This window comes from Bradyrhizobium sp. LB11.1, from assembly GCF_040549385.1.
Taxonomy (GTDB): domain Bacteria; phylum Pseudomonadota; class Alphaproteobacteria; order Rhizobiales; family Xanthobacteraceae; genus Bradyrhizobium.
The window spans coordinates 105,731-127,796 of the sequence record NZ_JBEPTH010000006.1 but is presented as its reverse complement, the minus strand read 5'-3'; the positions used below and the strand labels follow the sequence as shown (position 1 = coordinate 127,796).

Genomic DNA, 22,066 nt, shown 5'->3' with positions numbered 1-22,066 from the left:
GCATGGCGCAGCTTTCACGCCGGCATGTCTTGGCCTTGGGTGCAGGCGTCTTGAGCGTGCCGCTGTTGCGCGGTGCGCGCGCGTCGGAAGCGGCGACCGAAGCCCACGGCATATCGGCCTTCGGCGATCTCAAATACCCGGTCGACTTTCACCATTTCGATTACGTCAATGTCGACGCGCCGAAAGCCGGCGCGTTCTCGCTGATCCCCTCGGTGCGGGCCTACAACCAGTCCTATTTCACGTTCTCTTCGCTCAACGCCTACATCCTGAAGGGCGAGGGCGCGCAAGGCATGGACATGACCTTCGCGCCGCTGATGGCGCGCGCCAACGACGAGCCCGACGCGATGTACGGGCTTGCGGCGAAATCGGTGCGGATCTCGCCGGACAAGCTGACCTACACCTTCACGATGCGCCCCGAGGCCCGCTTCCACGACGGCTCCAGGCTCACCGCGCATGACGTCGCGTTCTCGCTCGCCGCGCTGAAGGAGAAGGGCCATCCGCTGATCGTCGTCCAGCTCCGCGATTTCGTGAAGGCCGAAGCGATCGACGACGCCACCTTGGTCGTCACCTTCGCGCCGAACCGCGCGCGCGACGTACCGCTCTATGTCGCGAGCCTTCCGATCTTCTCAAAGGCCTATTACGCCGCGCGCGCTTTCGATGAATCGACGCTCGATACGCCGCTGGGCTCTGGCCCGTACAAGGTCGGCAAGTTCGAGGTCAATCGCTACATCGAATACGAGCGCGTCAAGGACTGGTGGGGCGCCGACCTGCCGGTCTGCCGCGGCAGCTACAATTTCGATACGGTGCGCTACGAATTCTACCGCGACCGCGACGTCGCTTTCGAAGGCTTCACCGGCAAGAATTATCTGTTCCGCGAGGAGCTCACGTCGCGCATCTGGGCCACGCGTTATGATTTCCCCGCGGTGAAGGACGGCCGTGTTAAGCAAGAGCAGTTGCCGGACGAGACCCCGTCGGGTGCGCAGGGCTGGTTCATCAATATTCGCCGCGACAAGTTCAGGGATCCGCGTGTCCGGGAAGCGCTGATCTACGCCTTCGACTTCGAGTGGACCAACAAGTCGATTATGTACGGCGCTTATGCGCGCACGTACTCGCCGTTCCAGAATTCGGACATGATGGTGTCCGGCCCGCCTTCTCCCGAGGAGCTCGCGCTGCTCGAGCCCTTCCGTGGCAAGGTGCCTGATGAAGTGTTTGGCAAGCCTTTCGTACCGCCAGTGTCGGACGGATCGGGGCAAGACCGCAGCCTGCTGCGCAAGGCAAGCGAGTTGCTCAACGAAGCCGGCTACGTCGTCAAGGACCGCAAACGGGTGCTGCCCAATGGTGAGCCTTTCACGATCGAGTTCCTGAACGACGAGCAGTCGATCCAGCCGCATCATGGGCCTTATCTGAAGAATCTCGCGACGCTCGGTATCGACGCCACATTCCGGCTGGTCGACGCCGTGCAGTATCGCGCAAGGCTCGAGGATTTCGATTTCGACATGACGATCGAACGGTTCTCGATGTCGGCGACGCCCGGCGATGCCATGCGGGCGTTCTTCTCCTCCCAGGCGGCCAAGACCAAGGGCTCGTACAATCTCGCCGGCATCTCCGATCCGACAATCGACGCGCTCATCGAGAAGATCATTGCTGCGCAGACCAGGGCGGAGCTGACTACAGCCTGCCGGGCCTTTGACCGCGTGTTCCGGGCGGGGCGCTATTGGGTGCCGCAGTGGTACGCCAACTTCCATCGCGTGGCCTATTGGGACCAGTTCAGTCATCCCGATAAGCCGCCGAAATATGCGCAGGGCGTCGGTGCGCCGGAGAACTGGTGGTACGACCGCGCCAAGGCGGCCAAGCTCGAGCAGGCGAAATAGCCATGAGTGCCTATCTCGCCCGCCGCATCCTCCTGATGATCCCGACGCTGCTCGGGATCCTCTTCGTCTCCTTTGTCGTCGTGCAGTTCGCGCCGGGAGGCCCTGTCGAGCGCGTGATCGCGCAGTTGTCGGGCGCCGACACCGGCGGCAGTTCGCGCATCTCGGGCGGCGGCGACTTTGCGCAACGCGCGCCCGGGCAGCTGGGTGCCGGAGGCGATGCCATCAGCTCGAAATATCGTGGCGCGCAGGGGCTCGATCCCGATTTCATCAAGAAGCTCGAAGTGCAATTCGGCTTCGACAAGCCGGCGCCGGAACGCTTCGCGCTGATGGTGTGGAATTTTGCCCGCTTCGATTTCGGCAAGAGCTATTTCCGCGACGTCAGCGTGATCCAATTGATCAAGGAGAAGCTGCCGGTCTCGATCTCGCTCGGCATCTGGCTGACGCTGATCACCTATCTGATCTCGATTCCGCTCGGCATCCGCAAGGCGGTCAAGGACGGCACGCGTTTCGACACCTGGACCTCGGCGATCATCATCATCGGGTTCGCGATCCCCGGCTTCCTGTTTGCCATCCTCTTGATCATCCTGTTCGCCGGCGGTTCATTCTTCAACCTATTCCCGCTGCGCGGCCTGACCTCGGACGGCTGGTCGCAATTTCCCTGGTACTGGAAGATCATCGATTATTTCTGGCACCTGACACTACCGCTGCTCTCGATGGGCCTCAGCGCTTTCGCCACGATGACGCTGCTGACCAAGAATTCGTTTCTGGACGAGATCCGCAAGCAATATGTCATGACCGCGCGGGCCAAGGGCTGCAGCGAAGGCCAGGTGCTTTACGGCCACATCTTCCGCAACGCGATGCTGATCGTGATCGCGGGCTTCCCGGGTGCCTTCATCCACGCCTTCTTCTCCGGATCGCTTCTGATCGAGACGATTTTCTCGCTCGACGGGCTCGGCCTGCTCAGTTTCGAGAGCGTGCTCAACCGCGACTATCCCGTTGTGTTCGGCACGCTCTATATCTTTTCGCTGGTCGGCCTCGTGGTCAACCTGATCTCTGATCTGACCTATATGTGGATCGATCCGCGGATCGACTTCGAGGCGAGGGAGGTCTGATGACGCTGACCGCCCCCACTCCGATCGAGACCACAACGACGTCGCCGCTCGGTGAAGTCGTGCCCGCCACGCGCAAGCCGTTTGCGCCGTCACCGCTGAACAGGCGGCGCTGGGAGAATTTCAGGGCGAACCGGCGCGGCTACTGGTCGTTCTGGATCTTCATGGTCCTGTTCGTGGTGTCGCTGTTCGCCGAATTGATCGCCAACGACCGGCCGTTCCTCATCAAATATGACGGCCATCTCTACTGGCCGGCCTTCGTCACCTATTCTGAGACGACCTTCGGCGGTGACTTCGAAACCGCGGCGGACTATCGCGATCCCTATCTGCAGAAGCTGATCAAGGACAAGGGCGGCAGCATCGTCTGGCCGCTGATCCGCTACTCCTACGACACTCACAATCTCGATCTGCCGACACCGGCGCCGTCGCCGCCGACCTGGATGCTGACGGAAGCGCAATGCAAGCCGGTGGTCGAGAAGAAGGGCCTGAAGAGCTGCCGCGACCTCGAATATAACTGGCTCGGCACCGACGATCAGGGCCGTGACGTGGTGGCGCGGCTGATCTATGGTTTCCGCATCTCGGTGCTGTTCGGCCTCTGCCTCACCATCGTCTCCTCGATCGTCGGCGTCGCCGCCGGCGGCATCCAGGGCTATTTCGGCGGCTGGATCGATCTCACCTTCCAGCGCTTCATCGAGATATGGACCGCGATCCCCTCGCTCTATCTGCTGCTGATCCTGTCATCGGTGCTGGTGCCCGGCTTCTTCGTGCTACTCGGGATATTGCTGCTGTTCTCATGGGTGTCGCTGGTCGGCCTCGTGCGCGCGGAATTCCTGCGCGGGCGCAATTTCGAGTACATCCAGGCGGCGCGCGCACTGGGTGTGTCGAACAAGGTCATCATGTTCCGGCACCTGTTGCCGAACGCGATGGTCGCGACCATGACGTTCTTGCCATTCATCGTCTCAAGCTCGGTCATGACGCTGACAGCGCTGGACTTCCTCGGCTTTGGCCTGCCACCGGGCTCGCCGTCGCTCGGCGAGCTGCTCTCGCAGGGAAAATCCAACGTGCAGGCGCCGTGGCTCGGTTTTACCGGCTTCTTCTCGGTCGCGATCATGCTGTCGCTCTTGATCTTCATCGGCGAAGCCGTGCGCGACGCCTTCGATCCGCGCAAAACGTTCAAGTGAGGGCGTGATGGACGCGATCAACCAGCCCCTGCTTGCCGTTCGCGATCTCTCCGTGGCGTTCCATCAAGGCGGCGCCACGACGCTTGCGGTTGACAAAGTCTCCTTTCAGATCAAGCGCGGAGAATGCCTGGCGCTAGTCGGCGAATCCGGTTCCGGCAAGTCGGTCAGCGCGCTCTCGATCCTCAAGTTGCTGCCCTATCCCAGCGCTTCGCATCCCTCTGGCAGCATCCGCTTCAAGGGGCAGGAGCTGATCGACCAGACGGAACGAGAGATGCGGGAGATCCGCGGCAGCGACATCTCCATCATCTTCCAGGAGCCGATGACCTCGCTCAATCCGCTGCACACGATCGAGGCGCAGATCGGCGAGATCATCCAGTTGCACAATCCGACCAGCAACGCGCAGGCGCGCACGCGGACGCTCGAGCTCTTGACGCAGGTCGGCATTCCCGAGCCGGAGACGCGGCTGAAGAGCTATCCGCACCAGCTCTCCGGCGGTCAGCGCCAGCGCGTGATGATTGCGATGGCACTCGCCAACGAGCCGGACCTGCTGATCGCGGACGAGCCGACCACGGCGCTCGACGTCACCGTGCAGGCGCAGATCCTGACGCTGCTCGCCGAAATCCGCGCCCGGCTCGGCATGAGCCTGCTCTTCATCACCCACGATCTCGGCATCGTGCGCCGTATCGCCGACACCGTCTGCGTCATGAAGGGCGGCGTGATCGTCGAGCAGGGACCGGTCGAGCAGGTCTTCCAGACTCCGAAACATCCCTATACGCGCGATCTGCTTGCGGCCGAGCCGAAGCCTGACCCGGCGCCGCCGCAGCCGGATGCGCCGGTGGTGATGTCGGCCGACGATCTCAAGGTGTGGTTTCCGATCAAGCGCGGCCTGATGCGCAAGACCGTCGGTCACATCAAGGCCGTCGACGGTGTCAGCGTTGCTGTGCGCAAAGGCGAGACGCTCGGCGTGGTCGGCGAATCCGGCTCCGGCAAGACCACGCTCGGGCTGGCGCTGATGCGGCTGATCTCGTCGAACGGACGCATCGTTTTTCTTGGAAAGGACATCCAGGGCCTGCGTTTCAAGGAGATGCGCCCCTTCCGGCGCGACATGCAGATCGTGTTCCAGGATCCGTTCGGCTCGCTGAGCCCGCGCATGTCCGTCGACGACATCATCGCAGAGGGCCTCACCGTGCATCAGCCAAAGCTGTCGCGCGAGGAGCGCGAGGGACGCGTCGTCAAGGCGCTCGAGGACGTCGGGCTGAAGCCGGACACCCGCTTCCGCTATCCGCATGAATTCTCCGGCGGCCAGCGCCAACGCATCAGCATCGCGCGCGCGGTGGTGCTGGAACCGGATTTCGTCGTGCTGGACGAGCCGACCAGCGCCCTCGACATGCTCATTCAGGCGCAGATGGTCGACCTGCTGCGTGAATTGCAGCGCAGACGCGATCTCACCTACATGTTTATCTCGCACGATCTGCGCGTCGTCGCCTCGCTCGCAAGCCATCTCATTGTGATGCGCGGCGGCAAGGTGGTCGAGGAAGGCCAGGCCGCGGAGCTGTTCAAGAACCCGCAGACGGATTACACCCGCGCACTGTTCGCTGCAGCGTTCCGGCTGGAGACGGCGGGTAACGGATCGGTCGCGACGTAAATCCGGTCAGAGCCGCTTGATTGCGACGACTTCGCTGCCGGCCGCCCTGATCCGTGCGATGGCCGGCTCGATCGGCTCGATCACGGTTGCCATGTGATGCGCGTTGGCGTGAACCATCGTACTGCTATCGCGAACGATGGCGACGTGTCCCTTCCAGAAGATCAGATCGCCGCGTTGCAGCTTGTTTCGCTCATGCGGCTCCAGCGCACGGCCGAGGCCCGCCTGCTGCATGTCGCTGTCGCGGGGGCATCCGGTGCCGGCGGCGGCCAGTGAGACCTGGACGAGTCCGGAACAGTCGATGCCAACACTGCTCTTGCCGCCCCAGAGATAGGGCGTGCCGACGAAGCGCTCGGCGACCGCGACGAAGTCCGGCTCGCGATGGTCGAGCATCGCGAGATGGGTCTTCGGCAGGAACGTTCCCTCGCGCGTGACGGCGAAAATGCCCTCTTCGCGCGCGATCGTGAGCTTCGATCCCAGCACCAGCGTGTCGGTCGGCGGCAGCTTGATCGACGGACCCGGGAAGATAAACGTCCGCAGCGCGCGGACCTTGTGCGTTGGCGCGGCCGCCGGCTTCATCAGCACGACGTCAGGCAGCCAGCCGACATAGCCATCGCCGCCGAGCTGGCCCCAGGCCCAGCCTTCGCCGTTGCGGTCGTAGACCGTGACGCGCTCGCCGCGCAGCGCTTCCGTCATTTGCATCGCGTTAGATGACGGCTGCTCGCGGACCGGCGCGATCGGCGCGACCACCTCGAATTCCTCGCCGGTGACGAAGCGGTCCGCTCGCACCTTGCCTTCGAGATATTTTGCGGCGAGATCGCCGCGCGCCGGTGTCAACCGCGGATCATGCATAGCGCTCGCTCAGCAGCTTGTAGATGGCGCGGGCGGCCTGGCATTCGCCGCCCTCGGGCCGTGCCGGTTTGGCCGACGGCGTCCAGCCATAGATGTCGACATGCAGCCAGCTTTTGGCCTGCTCGACGAAGCGTTGCAGGAACAGCGCGCAGGTAATCGAGCCGGCAAAGCCGCCGGACGGCGCATTGGTGATGGTGGCCGTCTTGGAGTCCAGCCACGCATCGTAAGGTGGCCACAGCGGCATGCGCCACAAGGGATCGTTCTCCTTCACCGCGCAGCGTGCGACGTCGGCGGCCAGCGTCTCATCATTGGTGTAAAAGGGCGGTAAATCCGGCCCCAGCGCGACGCGGGCGGCGCCGGTCAGTGTGCCCAGATCGATCAGCAGCTCGGGCTTCTCCTCGTCGGCCAGCGCCAGCGCGTCGGCGAGCACCAGCCGGCCTTCCGCATCGGTATTGCCGATCTCGACGGTGATCCCTTTGCGGGAGGTGAAGATGTCGAGCGGGCGGAAGGCATTCCCGGAAACCGCATTCTCGACCGCCGGAATCAGGACGCGCAGGCGCACCTTCAGCTTCGCATCCATCACCATGCGTGCCAGCGCCAGCACGTTGGCGGCGCCGCCCATGTCTTTCTTCATGATCAGCATGCCACTCGACGGTTTCAGATCGAGCCCGCCGGTGTCGAAACAGACGCCCTTGCCGACCAGCGTCACCTTGGGATGGCCGGGATCGCCCCAGACGATGTCGATCAGCCGCGGCGCTCGATCCGAGGCCATGCCGACGGCGTGGATCAGCGGAAAGTTCGTTTGGAGATCCTGGCCGATCGTGCATGCGTAGCTTGCGCCGAACTCAGTTGCGAGCTCTTGCGCGGCTGCGGCGAGCTCTTCGGGTCCCATGTCGTTGGACGGCGTATTGATGAGATCGCGTGCCAGCATCGCGGCATCCGCCATGCGGTTGATCTCGGCGGGGTCGACGCCGTCAGGCGGCACCAGACGGACGTCGGGCCTGTCAGCCTTGCGGTAACGGGCGAAGCGGTAGCTGCCGAGCGCGAAGGCGAGCGCCGCAAGTCGTGCATCGTGCGGTGCATTGGCAAAGCGATAGGTGCCCGGCGGCAGCAGGCCCGGCAATGCGCCCGGCCGGAACGGATCGCGCGATCTGGCACCGTCGTCATCGAGGCCGAACAGCACTTGCGCGATCGTGCCGTCGGGCGCGGGCAGCGCGAGATAGCCGCCGGGCTTGGCGGCAAAGGCGCTGGCTGTGGCGAACTGGCGTTGCGCCGGCGGCAGCGTCTCGCGCACGGCATCCCAGCTCGATTTGGTGACGAAAATGATCGGAGTGGCAGTCGTGGACGTCTCGAAGACGGAAGGCATTGGCGGGTCCGCAAGGTCGTTCGGTTGGAGGAGACTTCGCAGAGTTTCGCGGTGGCTGCAATCGGCATTGCGGTCACCGCTCGGTGAGCCGCTACTCGCAGAGATGCAGCCATGCTAGGTTCCGGCAGCGGTTGCCGGGCAGATCGTAAAGCGAGCCGAGAACGCCCGTGACCGAAGACGAAGCGTGCCGGGAGGAATTGCAATGGAATTTGTGTGGGGTGTGATCACATTCATCGGCCAGGCAATCGAGGCTGTCTTTGGCTATGTCGAGCATCACCATTGGGTCTTCGCGTTCCTCGCCGGCGGCTACGTCTTCTATCTCCATGACCGTTCTGTTCATGCGCGGTTCGATGCGCTCGACAAGCGTATTGATGAAATCCGCAAGCGCCTCGCCATCGAATATTGATCGGGCTTGCGAAACCATCTGCTGATTGCGCTCGTATGTCGCTCGAGAACTGCCGTTCACGAGCGCGTTGCGCTCGACGAGCTCCGCGCAGATCGCCTGGTCAATCGTGGCGATCTTCGCGCCGGTGGCCGACGCTGCCGCGCGAGGCTGCCGACATCGAGGGGAGGACGCGGCTACGGTTGGAATTGCTGCGGGACCTGAACGACCAGGTGAAGCTGCTCGGCCTCGACCTGGGCCTGGGCGGTAAGATGCCGCCGCAAGGCGGTGGTCCTCCGCGTTAACCGGCCATTAGGGTTAACAGTCTATTGCTGACGCGTTCGGCTCGATCAATCGGCTCGAGAGTCAAAGCGTCATGCGTCAACGGTTCCGTCCTGCCCGGCTTCTTGTCTCCGCCTCGCTGATCGCGCTGGCGGCCGCGAGCCTCGGCGGCTGCACGGCAATGTCAAAACTCTCCGATGTTACCGGCTCGATCGGTCCGAAGGCGGAAGCCGCCCCGACCGATCCGGCACGCGCAGTTGAGATTTATAGCGAGCGCTACCGCGCCAATCCCAAGGATCCCGACGTGGCGTTGGCCTATGGCCAAGCCCTGCGTGCCAACGGTCAGCGCGCCCAGGCCGCCGCCGTGCTCGAACAGGCGACCATCGCCAATCCCGGCAACAAGCAGCTGCTTGCCCAATACGGCCGCGCGCTCGCCGACAATGGTAATTTCCAGCAGGCCTTCGACGTGCTGTCCAAGGCGCATTCGCCCGACAATCCGGACTGGCGCTTGCTCTCGGTGCAGGGCACGGCGCTCGACCAGATGGGCCGTCACGACGAGGCACGCGCTTATTATGCGAGCGCGCTCAAGATCGCGCCGGGCGATCCTGGCGTGCTCTCCAATCTCGGCCTGTCCTACATGCTGTCGAGAGACCTTCCAAAGGCGGAAGAGGCGTTGCGACAAGCCTATGCTTCACCGCGTGCAAGCTCCCGAGTGCGGCAGAATCTCGGCCTGGTGGTCGGCCTCCAGGGCCGCTTCGCCGAGGCCGAGACCATCGTGAAGGCGGACTTGCCGCCGGACCAGGCTGCGGCCAACGTCGCTTATCTCAAGGAAATGCTGAATCGCAACGATGGCCCCCGCGGTGCGTCGAAGCGGACGCCGGTCGCCTCGCTCAGCCAGCCCGACTGATCAGACCTGATCTTCCGATTCTGAAATCGACTGCGGACCGCGTGCGGTCCGCAATCTCCGGCGTCAGTGCAGCTCGGAGATCTTGATGCCGGTCGGTCCGAGAATGACGACGAACAGCACCGGCAGGAAGAACAGGATCATCGGCACCGTCAGTTTCGGCGGCAGGGCAGCTGCCTTCTTCTCGGCCTCGGTCATGCGCATGTCGCGGTTTTCCTGCGCCATGACGCGCAGGGACTGGCCGAGCGGAGTGCCGTAGCGTTCCGCCTGCTGAAGCGCCAGACACACCGATTTGACGCCTTCGAGCCCGGTGCGCTTTGCCAGGTTTTCGTACGCTACCTTGCGGTCCTGCAAATAGGACAGTTCGGCGGTGGTCAGGGTGAATTCCTCCGACAGCGCGATCGACTGGCCGACGATTTCGGTGGCGACCTTGCGGAACGCCATTTCCACCGACATGCCGGATTCGATACAGATCAGCAGCAGGTCGAGCGCATCGGGAAAGGCGCGCTTGATCGAGAGCTGGCGCTTGGAGATCCTGTTCTTGAGAAACAGCATCGGCGCCTGCAGGCCGGCATAGGCGGCGCCCACGCACATGCCGATCTTGATCGGCATCGACTTCTCCAGATGCGCGATCAGAAACACGTAGACGACCGAGCCGACGAACAGCACGAGCGGGGCCACCATGCGGGCGAACAGGAACGTGATGTAAGGCGCGTGGCCGCGATAGCCCGCCATAATGAGCTTGTCGCGCGCAGCTTCCTGCGCCAGCCATTTGGTGAGGTTGAAATCTTCGACCACCCTGGAGACGAGCTGCTTGGGCGTCTGGCGCAGCGAGACCTTCTCGCTCTTGTTGAGACGTTCGCGCTCGCGTTGCCGGATGCGCTCACGCTCGCTCGCCACCGCCTTCATGCGCTTGGAGAGGCCCTCGCCGGCGAGCAGCGGCATCACCAGCGTATAAACGGTGGCGCTGGCAGCGATGGCCGCCAGCATCATGGTCATGAAATGGACGTCGTGCAGCTTCGTGACGAGTAAATCGACCATACGGCACCATCAGAAATCGAAGTTAATCATCTTCTTCATCACCATGATGCCGACCGACATCCAGACGACGCAGCCGACCAGCATGAGCTGGCCGGTGGGATGGGTCCACAGCAGTGAGATGTAGCCGGGCGTCGTGAGATAGACGAGGAACATCACGATCGGCGGCAGCGATCCGATGATGCCGGCCGAGGCCTTGGCCTCCATCGACATCGCCTGGATCTTTTCCCTCATCTTCTTGCGGTCGCGTAACACCTTGGAGAGATTGCCGAGCGCTTCGGAGAGGTTGCCGCCCGACTTCTGCTGGATCGACACCACGATGCCGAAGAAATTCGCCTCCGGCAACGGCATGCGGTGATAGAGCCGCGTGCAAGCCTCGCCCAGCGGCATGCCGATCGCCTGCGTCTCGATGATCTGGAGGAATTCGCTGCGCAGCGGCTCCGGTGCGTCGGCCGCGACGACCTTGATGGATTCGAACAGCGGTAGGCCAGCCTTGATGCCGCGGACGATGACGTCGACGGCATCGGGCAGTGCCTTCAGGAACTTGTTTTCGCGGCGCTTCTTGAGGAAGCCCAGCGCCCAGCGCGGCAGGCCGAAGCCGCCGGCAAATGCAAGACCGACGGCGCCGAGCAGGCCGCCGCCGCCGAACAGCGCGCCGCAGAAAAACAAGCCCGCCACTACGGCGGACGCGATCCAGAATTTCTGCGGCGTCCAGTCGAGCCCCGCCTGTGACAGGCGGACGGTGAGCGGGACGCTCTTCTCCTTGAGGCGCCGTGCCTCGAGATCCTTGAGCGAGGTCTCGACCTGCTCGCGGCGCGAACGCTGGCTTTTTTCGGCCTGCTTGGCCGCAGGAGCCTCGGCGCGCGCGATCGAGGCGCGACGGCCTTCCGCCTTCCGCTCCCCGGACAGCAGCGGATAGAGGAAAACCCAGGCGATGCCGCCGACGGCGGCGGTGGCGAGGAAGGCGAGGGCGAAGACTTGCATGTTCATGGCTGCGTTGACCTGCTCACGTCGGCGGCGCCGATTCCGCGGCGTCGAGCGCGGCGGCAAGGCGTTTCTCTTCGCCGTAATAGCGGGCACGCTCCCAGAATTTCGGGCGGCCGATGCCGGTCGAGCGGTGCTTGCCGATGATCTTGCCGTTGGCGTCTTCGCCGACCAGGTCGTAGAGGAAGACGTCCTGGGTGATGATGGTATCGCCCTCCATGCCCATCACCTCGGTGATGTGGGTGATTCGGCGCGAGCCGTCGCGCAGGCGCGCGGCCTGGACGATGACGTCGATCGAGGCGCAGATCATTTCGCGAATGGTGCGCGAGGGCAGCGAGAAGCCGCCCATCGTGATCATGGATTCGCAGCGTGACAGTGCTTCGCGCGGATTGTTGGCGTGCAGCGTTCCCATCGAGCCGTCATGGCCGGTGTTCATGGCCTGGAGCAGGTCGAAGGCCTCCGGGCCGCGGACTTCGCCGACGATGATGCGTTCGGGGCGCATACGCAGACAGTTGCGCACCAGCTCACGCATGGTGACCTGGCCTTCGCCTTCGATGTTGGGCGGCCGGGTTTCGAGCCGCACCACATGAGGCTGCTGGAGCTGGAGTTCGGCGGCGTCTTCGCAGGTGATGACGCGCTCGTCATGCTCGATGTAGTTGGTCAGACAGTTGAGCAGGGTGGTCTTGCCCGAGCCGGTACCGCCGGAGATCAGCACGTTGCAGCGGACACGACCGATGATCTGGAGGATTTCCGCGCCTTCCGGCGAGATCGCGCCGAACTTGACCAGCTGATCCAGCGTCAGCTTGTCCTTCCTGAATTTGCGGATGGTGAGCGCTGGACCGTCGATCGCCAGCGGTGGCACGATGGCGTTGACGCGGGAGCCGTCGGCGAGGCGCGCGTCGCAGATCGGCGAGGATTCGTCGACGCGCCGGCCGACCTGGCTGACGATGCGTTGGCAGATGTTGAGGAGCTGCTGGTTGTCGCGGAAGCGAATACCGGTTTTCTGGATCTTGCCGCTGACTTCGATGAAGACGGTGCCGGCACCGTTCACCATGATGTCGGCAATGTCGTCGCGGGCGAGCAGCGGCTCGAGCGGACCATAGCCGAGCACGTCGTTGCAGATATCGTCGAGCAGCTCTTCCTGCTCGGCGATCGACATCACGATGTTCTTGATCGCGATGATCTCGTTGACGATGTCGCGGATTTCCTCGCGCGCCGACTCGGAATCGAGCTTGGCGAGCTGGGCGAGGTCGATGGCCTCGATCAGCGCGCCGAAGATGGTCGCCTTGACCTCGTAATAATTGTCCGAGCGGCGGCTCTCCATGGCCGGCGCGGGCCGGGCAGGGGCGAGCGGCGGGGAGGTGACGGCCGGCGGGGGCGGCGCGCGCGACACCGTCGGCGCCGGAGCCGGGGCAGGCTCTGGCGACACGGCGCCGGGCTTGGGAGCCCGAGGGTCGGTGTCTGTTCCGCTACGCTTACCGAACACTTAATAACTCCATGCGGCGGCCTATTTTCCCCGCAATTTCTCAATCAGCGGTGAAAGCAAGGACGACTTTTGTTTCTTCGTCTCGCTGCGGCCGGTCAGTCGCTGAGCGATCTGGAGGAACATCTCGATCGACTTGTGGTTGGCGGAGATCTCCGCGATCATCTGGCCGTTGTTGGCGGCCGCACCGAAGATCTGCGGCTCGAACGGGATCGAGACGACCGGCTGGCTCTCGATCGCCTTGGCGAATTCCGCCGCCGCGATCTCCGGCCGCTTGGGAACGCCGACCTGGTTCAGGCAGTACAGTGGCGGGCGGTCGTTGGGACGCGCGGCCTTCAGGAGATCGAACAGGTTTTTGGTGTTGCGCAGATTGGCGAGGTCGGGCGCCGCCACGATCAGGATGTCGTCGGCGCCGATCAGGGCGCGCTTGGTCCAGCCCGACCATTGATGCGGGACGTCGAGCACGATGCAAGGCATGGTCGCGCGCAGCGTGTCGAACACGGCGTCGAAGGCGTCGGTGCCGAAATCATAGACCCGGTCGAGCGTGGCCGGCGCCGCCAGCAGGCTGAGGTGGTCGGTGCACTTCGACAGCAGGCGGTCGATGAAGGCGGTATCGACGCGATCGGGCGAGAACACGGCATCCGCGATGCCCTGCGGCGGGTCCTGGTTGTAGTCGAGCCCCGCGGTGCCGAAGGCGAGGTCGAGATCGGCGACCACGGCGTCCATCGCGAGGTCTCGCGCGATCGCCCAGGCGACGTTGTGAGATATGGTGGAGGCGCCGACGCCGCCCTTGGCGCCGACCACGGCAATGATGCGGCCGACCGCCTTGGCTTCCGGCGCCGAGAACAGGTTGCAGATCGAGCGCACGACGTCGATCGCGCCAACCGGCGCGAGCACGTAGTCGCTGACGCCGCGGCGCACCAGCTCGCGATAGAGCATGACGTCGTTGATGCGGCCGATCACGACCACCCGGGTACCGGCGTCGCAGACGGTGGCAAGCTGGTCGAGCCCGTTCAGCAGATCGTTGCGGGCGTCGCTCTCGAGCACGATGACGTTCGGCGTTGGCGCCGAGCGATACGCTTCGATCGCAGCCGCCATCCCGCCCATCTGGATCTTCAGGTGGGCCTTGCCGAGACGGCGATCCTCGCCGGCCGATTGCACGGCGGCCGCAGTCTCCACGGTTTCGCAGAAGGCCTGAACCGAGACGCGCGGCGATGGCGCAATATGCTCCTCGACCGGCGGCTGCGAAGCCTCCGGCTGTTCTTCCTGAGTCTGGCGCGCGTAGCTGATCATTTGCCGGTATCGCTGAGTTTGGCCTTATCGGCCTCGGGATAGGTGGTCGACGTCTGCGTGCCCTTGCGATATTTCTCGAAGGCGGTGATGCGGCGCGCCGTGTAGGCCGGAGTTTCGGACCGCGGCTGCTCGAGGTCCGACGGATTGTCGATCATGGCCGCGATGTTGCGCTGATAGGCACAGCCGTAGTTGTAGTAGTCCTTGTTCTCGAACCAGCTCTTGTTCTTCATCGAGGGGCCAATATCCTCCGGCCACAGGCCGCAGGGGCCCGCGACCGCGGCGATCTTGGAATAGGTCAGCCGAATCGGCGGCAGAAATCGCTTGTCTTCCGGCTGGTAGGGGCGGGCGATGATGCCGCGCGGGGGAACGCCCGCCGCTGCCAGCATCGCCTGAATCTCGTGCATCGATTCTGCCACTGGACGTGCATTCGGCATTCCGGACGGCACGTCGATGTGGATGGCTCCGGTGCCCTCGTGCATCCAGGTCGAGGCCAGGCCCATCACGTCGGCGCGCTGGGCTGCGGTCAGGCCGCCGCGGGCGTGACCGACGAACACGACGATCGAACGGTTCTGTTCCTCGATCGCGATCGGATGACGCTGCTTGTAATCATCGGGAATGGAAGCGGTCGCCACCTCGTCGTGCTGGCAGCCGCCGAGCGCGAGCGCGATACCGACGAGCGCGCCACCGAAGCCGGCGGCGCGGTAGCGGGTCTGGGGTCGTGTTTTGATCATACTATGTCCCCGTTCCGCCATCAGTCCGTGATGAAGCCGTAGGTGCCGCGGTAGTTCTTGGCCGGCTCGGTCCGTCCCGGCACGCCATAGATGCGATTGATGTTGCCGATCAGTTCGGCCTGCGGATCCGCGGGCGCCGCGAAGCCGTCATCCGGCCGCGACAGGTCCTTTGGCGCTGCGGCGCGAACGACATAGGGCGTCACGATCACGACCAGCTCGGTCGAGTTGTTGACGAAGTCGCGGCTGCGGAACAGGCTGCCGAGGATCGGGAGCTGCATGAGCCCCGGCAATCCGCTGACCGCCTGCTTGGTCTGCTGCTGGATCAGGCCGGCCATTGCCATCGCGCCGCCGGAGGGAATTTCCAGCGAGGTCTCGGCGCGGCGGGTCTTGATCGACGGCACCGTCAGCGAGTTGACCGAAGTCGAGGTCACGGCCTGCGACAGCGTGATCGCATTTTCGTTCGACAGTTCCGAGACCTCGGTCATCACGTGCAGGCTGATCTTGCCCTCGCTCAGCACCACGGGGGTGAAGTTGAGAGAGATGCCGAACTTCTTGAAGCTGATCTGGGTGGTACAGACATGCGTGGTGGGATCGCAGGCATAGCCTGCCGGCACCGGGAATTCACCGCCGGCGATGAAGGTCGCGGACTCGCCGGAGATCGCGGTCAGGTTCGGCTCGGCCAGCGTCCGGATCACGCCCGCCGTCTCCATCGCGCGCAGGGTTGCCTGCACCGACGGTGTCGCGCCGAACTTGGTGGTCAGAGCGTTGCCGTCCACGAGATTGTGACCAAGCGCCGTGAACGGGTTGGAGTTTGTAAAGCTCACCACCGACGTGCCGTAGTTCAGGTTCGCGGTGAGGTCGATACCGAGCTGCTTGACAATGGTGCGCGCGACTTCGGCGACGGTCACCTTCAGCATCACCTGGTCGCGACCGCGGACCACGATCGAGTTCACCACCTTGTCGGCGCCGCCGGCGAGGCGCGCGGCGAGGTCGTTGGCCTGCTGCGCTTCCAGCGGATTGGCGGCGCTCCCGGTCAGGACGACGCCGTCGCCGAGACCGTCGATCTGGATGTCGGAATTGGGCAGGATCTGCTTCAGCGCCGCACGTAAGCCGTTGAGGTCGCGCTTGACCGCGATGTCATAGGCCGCGATCTGCTGGCCGGCGGAATCGAAGAACACGATGTTGGTCTGGCCAACGGTGGCGCCGATGATGTAGGCGCGCTGGGACGAGCGGACCACCGCGTTGGCAATCTTGGGATCGGCAACCAGCACATCCTTGATGTCGCGCGGCAGGTCGATCACGATCGACTTGCCGACGCCGAGCGAGAGGAAGCGCGCGTTCATCTGGCCGTCGGCTGCAACCGGCGCCGCGGGACGATAATCCGCTGCGATTACGGGCGTCAGCGCGGGGTTGAGCGTCAGCGCGAGAGCGGCCGAGAACGACAGGGCGCGAACCATCGAGGTCCGCATCGTCGCCAGATCTGGCCTGCATTTCATATCGACTGTCCTCATCGCGCCTTCGCCGCCTGGGTGGGAATGCCGTAGCGAATGATCGAAACGCCGTCGCGCTTCTGCGCGGATTCATCGAGCGTGATCTCGCTCATCTTGACATCGGCAATGCTGCGTAGCGCCAGCGAGAGCGTTCCAGTCTGGCGGGACGAGGAAAGCAGCTGGGTTTGTGCGGAATTGAGTTCCAGCGTCACGGTCTTGCCGACCACCGCGTTCTGACCGTCCTTCTCCTTCGGCGCCTGGTCGATGGCCAGCACGCGGACATTGGCCAGAATGACCTCGGACGAGACGATATCCTGGGCGCCAGCGCTCTGGTCCGGGTTCTTGAGGCGGCGCGTCAGCAGCACATCGACGCGATCGTTCGGCAGGATGAAGCCGCCCGCGCCGGTCTCCGGCGAGATTTCGGTCGAGATGGCGCGCATGCCGCTCGGCAGGATCGCAGCCATGAAGCCGGACCCATCAGCCTTGACCAGCTTCTGGTCGCGGATCGGCTCACCCTGGATGAAGGGGGCCCGCGCAATCGAGCCCGTAACCTGGGTCGCTCCATCGGGGCGCTCGCTGCGGCGGATGAAGGCGGCGCTGGCGGTCGCGGTCGGCCAGGTCTGCCACTGCACGTCTTCCGGCTTCACGGTCTGTCCGAGGCCGATGTCGTTCTTGGCGACCAGCACATCGGTGGTGGGAAGCTGCGCGACCGGAGCCGTCGGAGGCGGCGCAGAGTTCGAGCCGCTCGCTAGATACGCGGCGACGCCGCCGGCGCAGATGGCGACCGTCAGGACGACTATGCGTGCCCTATTCATACGCTTCACTTTCCACAGAACGCCGCGACGCTGCCGCCGCCGTAATCGGCAGTTGACCAGCTATTCGTCAAAGCATGGTTAATGAGGCGTATCTAAATCGCGTTAACGCCGGGTTGATCCGGGGGCGTTCAGCTCAGTGCGAGATGGGCGAGGTCGATCGCCTTCACCCATTCGGTGTCGGGGTAGACCATCAGTGCGCCAAGTGCGAGAGCGATGCCGTAGGGAATGCCGGTCTGCTTGTCGTGAAGTCGCGCCAGCCAGGCTTGGCCGGCAAGCCCGTAAGGCAACGGCCATTGCCGGAACTGGAGCAGGAGCAGGGTCAGCGCGCCACCGAACAGCGAAGCGTAGAGCAGGAAGTCCATCAATGGGGCGAAGCCGAACCAGAGCGCCACGGAAGCTGCGACCTTGGCGTCGCCGCCGCCCATCCAGCCCATCGTAAAGCAGGTAAAGGCCACGACGAGGAGCAGTGCGCCGGCGCCGACATGGCTCAGCACCTCGTAAGGTGCCATGCCACCGGCAAAGGCGAGCACGAAGAAGCCTGTCACCAGTGCCAGCGATACGCGGTTCGAGATCGTCATCGTGAAGAGATCGCTGGCGGCTGCGAACGCCATCAGAGCCGGGAAGAGCAGAAGGCGCGCGAGGTCGAGGATCATGGGCTGCGTCTTGAGGCCTGGGTCCGTCGCCCGGATCGGGGCGTCGGCGCATGCTAGGGGGCAGTGCTAAACAAACCGACAACGGCCGCTGCGGTCTCGGACCCGGAAATCCGATGCGGGCAGTCTCACCACATGCTGGCAATGCGCATCGCCAGTGTGGCCATGGCGAGCAGCAGCGCAAGGCAGACCCAATAGGCCGGCGCGTCGCCTCGCGACGTGTCCACCTCGTTCGCCGCAACCGCGGCATCGGTTCTGTGCTTACGCAACGCCACTTGAACTCGCACTGTCCAAAAAACAAAGGCCCCGGAGGTCCGGGGCTTTTGCCGTCGTCTTGCCGGTCGGCTTACTTCAGCGAGGAGCTGATCGAGCCGAACTTGGCGTTCAGCGTGGTGCCGAGGTTGTTGACGACGGTGATGATGGCCAGCGCGATGCCGGCGGCGATCAGGCCGTATTCGATGGCGGTGGCGCCGGATTCATCCTTCGCGAAACGCGCAATGAGGTTCTTCATGAACTAACTCCATCTGGGTGAGGTCGCCTCGATCGGCGCTGTCTTTACACGACGAGCATGTGAGCCGAGCTCTTTCGGTAGAGTTAATTCGATCGGTTAAACCCGCGCCTCGCGCGATGCTTTTGGCCAGAGTGAATTTCGCCTTAAAGCCGCTGTTGCAGTTCGTTCCAGTTGCGAACGCGCCGTCAACTTCACTCTCCCTTAAATTTCGCGGAGTAGGCCTAAGGGGATCAGCGGACTGGAACAGAAGCGATGATGTCGAGCCTACCCATGCAAGTCGCCCTGATGCTCGGCGAGACCATCGAGAAGGTGATCCCTGTCACTCTCATGCTCGCGGTGGTTTTCACCGTGCTCGAGCATTTTTGGGCCTGCAATGCCGGTTCGGCGTGGTGGCGCAAGCGCGAGATCGTGACCGACATCTGCTATTGGTTCTTCGTTCCGGTGTTCGCCCGCACCATGCGGATCGGACTCCTGATCGTCACCGCCGGCGTCGTCTTCAACATCCACGACGCCGACGAGTTGATTGCCTTCTACGACAATGGCCACGGCCCGCTGTCGCAACTGCCGCTCTGGGTGCAGGGCGTGCTGTTCCTGGTCCTGGCCGACTTCATGCTGTATTGGCTGCACCGGCTGTTTCACGGCGGTGGGTTCTGGAAGTACCATGCGATCCATCACTCATCCGAGGAGATCAGCTGGATCTCGGCCGCCCGCTTCCATCCGGTCAATCTGATGCTCGGCACCATCGGCGTCGATGTCGTGCTGCTGATGGCCGGCATTTCGCCGAACGTGATGATCTGGGTCGGCCCGTTCACGACCTTCCATTCGGCCTTCGTGCACGCCAATTTGAATTGGACCTTCGGGCCATTCAGATATGTGCTGGCGACGCCGGTGTTCCACCGCTGGCACCACACCTCGCTCGAAGAAGGCGGCGATACCAATTTTGCCGGCACCTTCCCGATCTGGGACATGCTGTTCGGAACCTTCCGTATGCCGAAGGGCGAGCTGCCGCAGGATTACGGCAAGGATGAAGCGACAATGCCGAAGGAGATCGGCGGCCAGCTTGCTTATCCGTTCCGTCAATAGGACTGCGTCCGGCACCGCGGGCGACAAATACGCCAGTCTGTTCAAACAATACCTGCCAAATTTGCGGAACGTTCACGAATTACAGGCAGGTTAACCGGGTCGGGCGCCGGCTCCGCTTCCTGATCGATTCTGCCGGTTTGTGACGTCCCGGGGTAAGAGTATGCGTAAAGAGTTCCTGCGCCGTCATGTGCGCATCTGTCTCCTGACTGCGGCTGCCATGCTGGCTTCGCCGTCCATTGGCCTTGCCGAGTCCACCGTCGATACCATCGCGGTCAATGTCGACCAGGCCAAGCTCGTGCGGCTGCCCGGCAAGGTGGCAACGATCGTGGTCGGAAATCCCCTGATCGCCGACGTGACGCTGCAGCCCGGCGGGATGATCGTCGTGACCGGCAAGGGTTACGGCGCCACCAACTTCATCGCGCTCGACCGCGGCGGAGAGATCCTGGTCGATCGGCAGATCCAGGTCGAAGGCCCGACCGACCGGCTTGTCACCGTCTATCGCGGGATCGAGCGGGAGTCCTATAGCTGCTTGCCGATCTGCCAGCGCCGCGTCACGCTCGGCGACAGCGACAATTACTTCAGCACCACGATGAGCCAGGCCGGCGCGCTGAGCAGCAATGCCAGCGGTGGTGGTGGCGGCAAGACCAACTAGCTGGCCTTATAATCCCATCGTGATGTGAGCCACGTGGCCAGGCACCCACCGGTGTCTTCGCGGCGATTCTCGTGCAGGCGGCGACTATCCTGTCGTGCGTGCCTGAAAAAATGCCGGTTTCGCCTTGAACATTTAAGCTCGGTTAATGATGCCACTTCAATCTTGCGGTGGACTTCTCGCAGACCCGTGTTCACACAGTCCAAGTAAGCATTGCTTAAGCGGCCATCCCCAGATTGAACCCCTGCTGAAACCAATCGGCAGAGCAAACGGCGTTGCTTTCTCCAATCGTCAAGGGAAGCGCTGATGCTCCATCGGGGCGCAATCGGGATGAAGGTCATGTTTCGCGGTGCAATGCGACGTTTCGCGAGAGATCGGAAGGCCAACGTCGCCATTATCTTCGCGCTCGTGATGGTTCCGACCATCTTTCTCCTGGGCATGTCGCTCGACTACACGCTGGCCCTGCGCAAGAAGGGGCAGTTGGACGCGGCCGCGGACGCGGCGGCAGTTGCGGCTGTGAGGCCAGCGATGCTGGTGCAGAGCGACGACAGTGTCGTCCAGGCGACCGCGGCAGCCGTCTTCGCGGCGAAGGCGAATATTGCAGGCCTGCAGTCGGTTCCGACGCCGACAATCAATGTCGTCGATTCCGGCCTCCAGCGGACCATCACGGTCTCGTATTCCGCGCAGTCCATCAATAATTTCCCAGGCGTTCTCGGCAAGCAGACTTGGCAGATCAACGGCACGTCGACGGCGAAGGCGTCCAGCGCACCCAACATGAATTTCTATCTGCTGATGGATGACTCGCCGTCCATGGGGATCGGCGCGACCACGTCCGACATCAGCAATCTCATCAAGTACACCGCTCCCGCGTACCAGTCGGCAGGGGCCTCGCAGAACTGCGGCTTCGCCTGTCATCAAACCAATATTGCTCACGACGGCGGGACCAAGGATAACCTCGCAATCGCACGATCCAACAATATCACCCTGCGGATCGATCTCGTGACAAGTGCCGTCAACCAGTTGCTCAATACATGGTCGAACTGCCCACAGTCGGGTGTTTCGGGGGGCGTCATGCAGTGCATGGCGGCCCTGAACAACACCACCTACAAAGCGGCGCTCTATACGTTCGACGTAGGTTTGAACACACTGGCGACGTTGACCACCCCGACCACCGCCGGAACCAAAGTTTCCAACATCTCTCTGATGCCGGTCGCCTACCAGAACTGCGTCGTTGTGACAACGAACTGTAAGACCGACAATGGCACAGATATCGCCGGCGCGCTTACCACCCTCAACAAAGCCATGCCTACCCCCGGCCTTGGCAGCAACGTGGCGGGAGATACGCCGCAGGAAGTGGTGTTCCTTGTCACCGACGGTGTCGAAGACAAGATCTCCTCGACTTGCCCCAACGCGAGCTTCGCCTCCAACAGTCGATGCCAGCAGCCGCTCGACACGACGTTGTGCACGACCATCAAGAACCGCGGCATCAAGATCGCTGTCCTCTACACGGAGTATCTGCAACTCATCGCCAATCCCGCTACCGGAATCCAGAAAACGGATAGCTGGTACATGAGCTGGATAGACAAGTACGACCAGCCTACTTCCTCAACCGGCGCGATCGCGCAAAACCTCCAAGCGTGCGCCTCGCCTGGCTTCTATGCCAGCGTTCAAACCGGCGGCGATATTTCCGGGGCGCTGACGAACCTCTTCATCAAGGTCGCGTCGAGCACAGCCAGCCTTTCACAGTAGG

General features: G+C 63.3%; 21 protein-coding genes. 9 read left to right on the top strand and 12 right to left on the bottom strand.

Features of this window, described 5'->3' with window-relative positions:
- The first annotated feature begins 2 nt into the window (after window positions 1-2).
- Genes ABIA96_RS17590 through ABIA96_RS17575 form a run of 4 tightly spaced genes read left to right on the top strand, consistent with a single transcriptional unit; the run spans window position 3 to window position 5,806 of the window.
- The gene (locus ABIA96_RS17590; protein WP_354138306.1) at window positions 3-1,871 is read left to right on the top strand and encodes an extracellular solute-binding protein; all 1,869 of its coding nucleotides are present in this window, start codon (window positions 3-5) and stop codon (window positions 1,869-1,871) included.
- A gap of 2 nt (window positions 1,872-1,873) precedes the next feature.
- Entirely contained in the window at window positions 1,874-2,983 is a 1,110-nt protein-coding gene (locus ABIA96_RS17585) for a microcin C ABC transporter permease YejB (protein WP_354138305.1), read from the top strand.
- Complete coding sequence (locus tag ABIA96_RS17580) at window positions 2,983-4,161, top strand: ABC transporter permease (protein ID WP_354138304.1); 1,179 nt, start codon at window positions 2,983-2,985, stop codon at window positions 4,159-4,161. Before ABIA96_RS17585 ends, ABIA96_RS17580 begins: the two co-directional genes overlap by 1 nt.
- Before the next feature lie 7 nt (window positions 4,162-4,168).
- Window positions 4,169-5,806, top strand: coding sequence for an ABC transporter ATP-binding protein (locus tag ABIA96_RS17575; RefSeq protein WP_354138303.1), 1,638 nt, complete (start codon window positions 4,169-4,171; stop codon window positions 5,804-5,806).
- 6 nt (window positions 5,807-5,812) lie between these two features.
- Here ABIA96_RS17575 and ABIA96_RS17570 read toward each other — a convergent pair whose 3' ends face one another.
- Both ABIA96_RS17570 and ABIA96_RS17565 read right to left on the bottom strand, forming a co-directional pair.
- Window positions 5,813-6,655 (bottom strand): C40 family peptidase, encoded by an 843-nt coding sequence (locus ABIA96_RS17570; RefSeq protein ID WP_354138302.1) that lies wholly within the window; start codon window positions 6,653-6,655, stop codon window positions 5,813-5,815.
- Window positions 6,648-8,021 (bottom strand): leucyl aminopeptidase family protein, encoded by a 1,374-nt coding sequence (locus ABIA96_RS17565; protein ID WP_354138301.1) that lies wholly within the window; start codon window positions 8,019-8,021, stop codon window positions 6,648-6,650. Before ABIA96_RS17565 ends, ABIA96_RS17570 begins: the two co-directional genes overlap by 8 nt.
- Window positions 8,022-8,223: 202 nt before the next feature.
- Here ABIA96_RS17565 and ABIA96_RS17560 point away from each other — a divergent pair, with 202 nt between their 5' ends.
- Window positions 8,224-8,427: a hypothetical protein gene (locus tag ABIA96_RS17560; RefSeq protein ID WP_354138300.1), complete on the top strand. Its 204-nt coding sequence runs from the start codon at window positions 8,224-8,226 to the stop codon at window positions 8,425-8,427.
- 352 nt (window positions 8,428-8,779) lie between these two features.
- A complete protein-coding gene (locus ABIA96_RS17555) occupies window positions 8,780-9,592 on the top strand; it encodes a tetratricopeptide repeat protein (RefSeq protein WP_354138299.1) in 813 nt (270 codons plus the stop codon).
- A gap of 63 nt (window positions 9,593-9,655) precedes the next feature.
- Here the strand turns inward: ABIA96_RS17555 and ABIA96_RS17550 are convergent, their stop codons facing one another.
- The 10 genes from ABIA96_RS17550 to ABIA96_RS17505 all read right to left on the bottom strand — a co-directional run bounded on the left by ABIA96_RS17550 (window position 9,656) and on the right by ABIA96_RS17505 (window position 18,584).
- On the bottom strand, window positions 9,656-10,630 hold the full coding sequence (locus ABIA96_RS17550) for a type II secretion system F family protein (protein WP_354138298.1): 975 nt from the start codon (window positions 10,628-10,630) through the stop codon (window positions 9,656-9,658).
- Window positions 10,631-10,639: 9 nt separating this feature from the next.
- Entirely contained in the window at window positions 10,640-11,617 is a 978-nt protein-coding gene (locus ABIA96_RS17545; RefSeq protein ID WP_354138297.1) for a type II secretion system F family protein, read from the bottom strand.
- 16 nt (window positions 11,618-11,633) lie between these two features.
- Window positions 11,634-13,097, bottom strand: coding sequence for a TadA family conjugal transfer-associated ATPase (locus ABIA96_RS17540; RefSeq protein WP_354138296.1), 1,464 nt, complete (start codon window positions 13,095-13,097; stop codon window positions 11,634-11,636).
- 21 nt (window positions 13,098-13,118) lie between these two features.
- Window positions 13,119-14,387, bottom strand: a complete 1,269-nt coding sequence (locus ABIA96_RS17535; RefSeq protein ID WP_354138295.1) for a CpaE/TadZ family protein — start codon at window positions 14,385-14,387, stop codon at window positions 13,119-13,121.
- The gene (locus tag ABIA96_RS17530; RefSeq protein WP_354138294.1) at window positions 14,384-15,118 is read right to left on the bottom strand and encodes a CpaD family pilus assembly protein; all 735 of its coding nucleotides are present in this window, start codon (window positions 15,116-15,118) and stop codon (window positions 14,384-14,386) included. Before ABIA96_RS17530 ends, ABIA96_RS17535 begins: the two co-directional genes overlap by 4 nt.
- Window positions 15,119-15,138: 20 nt before the next feature.
- Entirely contained in the window at window positions 15,139-16,614 is a 1,476-nt protein-coding gene (locus tag ABIA96_RS17525; protein ID WP_354138293.1) for a type II and III secretion system protein family protein, read from the bottom strand.
- Window positions 16,615-16,625: 11 nt separating this feature from the next.
- Window positions 16,626-17,423 (bottom strand): Flp pilus assembly protein CpaB, encoded by a 798-nt coding sequence (gene cpaB, locus ABIA96_RS17520; protein ID WP_354138292.1) that lies wholly within the window; start codon window positions 17,421-17,423, stop codon window positions 16,626-16,628.
- A 128-nt stretch (window positions 17,424-17,551) separates the two neighbouring features.
- Window positions 17,552-18,076: an A24 family peptidase gene (locus ABIA96_RS17515; protein WP_354138291.1), complete on the bottom strand. Its 525-nt coding sequence runs from the start codon at window positions 18,074-18,076 to the stop codon at window positions 17,552-17,554.
- Window positions 18,077-18,201: 125 nt separating this feature from the next.
- Window positions 18,202-18,342 carry a hypothetical protein gene (locus ABIA96_RS17510; protein ID WP_354138624.1) on the bottom strand — a complete coding sequence of 47 codons (141 nt, stop codon included), beginning with the start codon at window positions 18,340-18,342 and terminating at the stop codon, window positions 18,202-18,204.
- Between the two features lie 77 nt (window positions 18,343-18,419).
- On the bottom strand, window positions 18,420-18,584 hold the full coding sequence (locus ABIA96_RS17505; protein ID WP_008131913.1) for a Flp family type IVb pilin: 165 nt from the start codon (window positions 18,582-18,584) through the stop codon (window positions 18,420-18,422).
- A 255-nt stretch (window positions 18,585-18,839) separates the two neighbouring features.
- Between ABIA96_RS17505 and ABIA96_RS17500 the strand changes: the two genes are divergently transcribed.
- The 3 genes from ABIA96_RS17500 (at window position 18,840) to ABIA96_RS17490 (ending at window position 22,065) form a co-directional block, all read left to right on the top strand.
- Window positions 18,840-19,667, top strand: coding sequence for a sterol desaturase family protein (locus ABIA96_RS17500; RefSeq protein WP_354138617.1), 828 nt, complete (start codon window positions 18,840-18,842; stop codon window positions 19,665-19,667).
- Window positions 19,668-19,827: 160 nt separating this feature from the next.
- Window positions 19,828-20,319, top strand: coding sequence for a pilus assembly protein N-terminal domain-containing protein (locus ABIA96_RS17495; RefSeq protein WP_354138290.1), 492 nt, complete (start codon window positions 19,828-19,830; stop codon window positions 20,317-20,319).
- Between the two features lie 336 nt (window positions 20,320-20,655).
- On the top strand, window positions 20,656-22,065 hold the full coding sequence (locus ABIA96_RS17490; protein ID WP_354138616.1) for a TadE/TadG family type IV pilus assembly protein: 1,410 nt from the start codon (window positions 20,656-20,658) through the stop codon (window positions 22,063-22,065).
- Window position 22,066 lies beyond the last annotated feature (1 nt).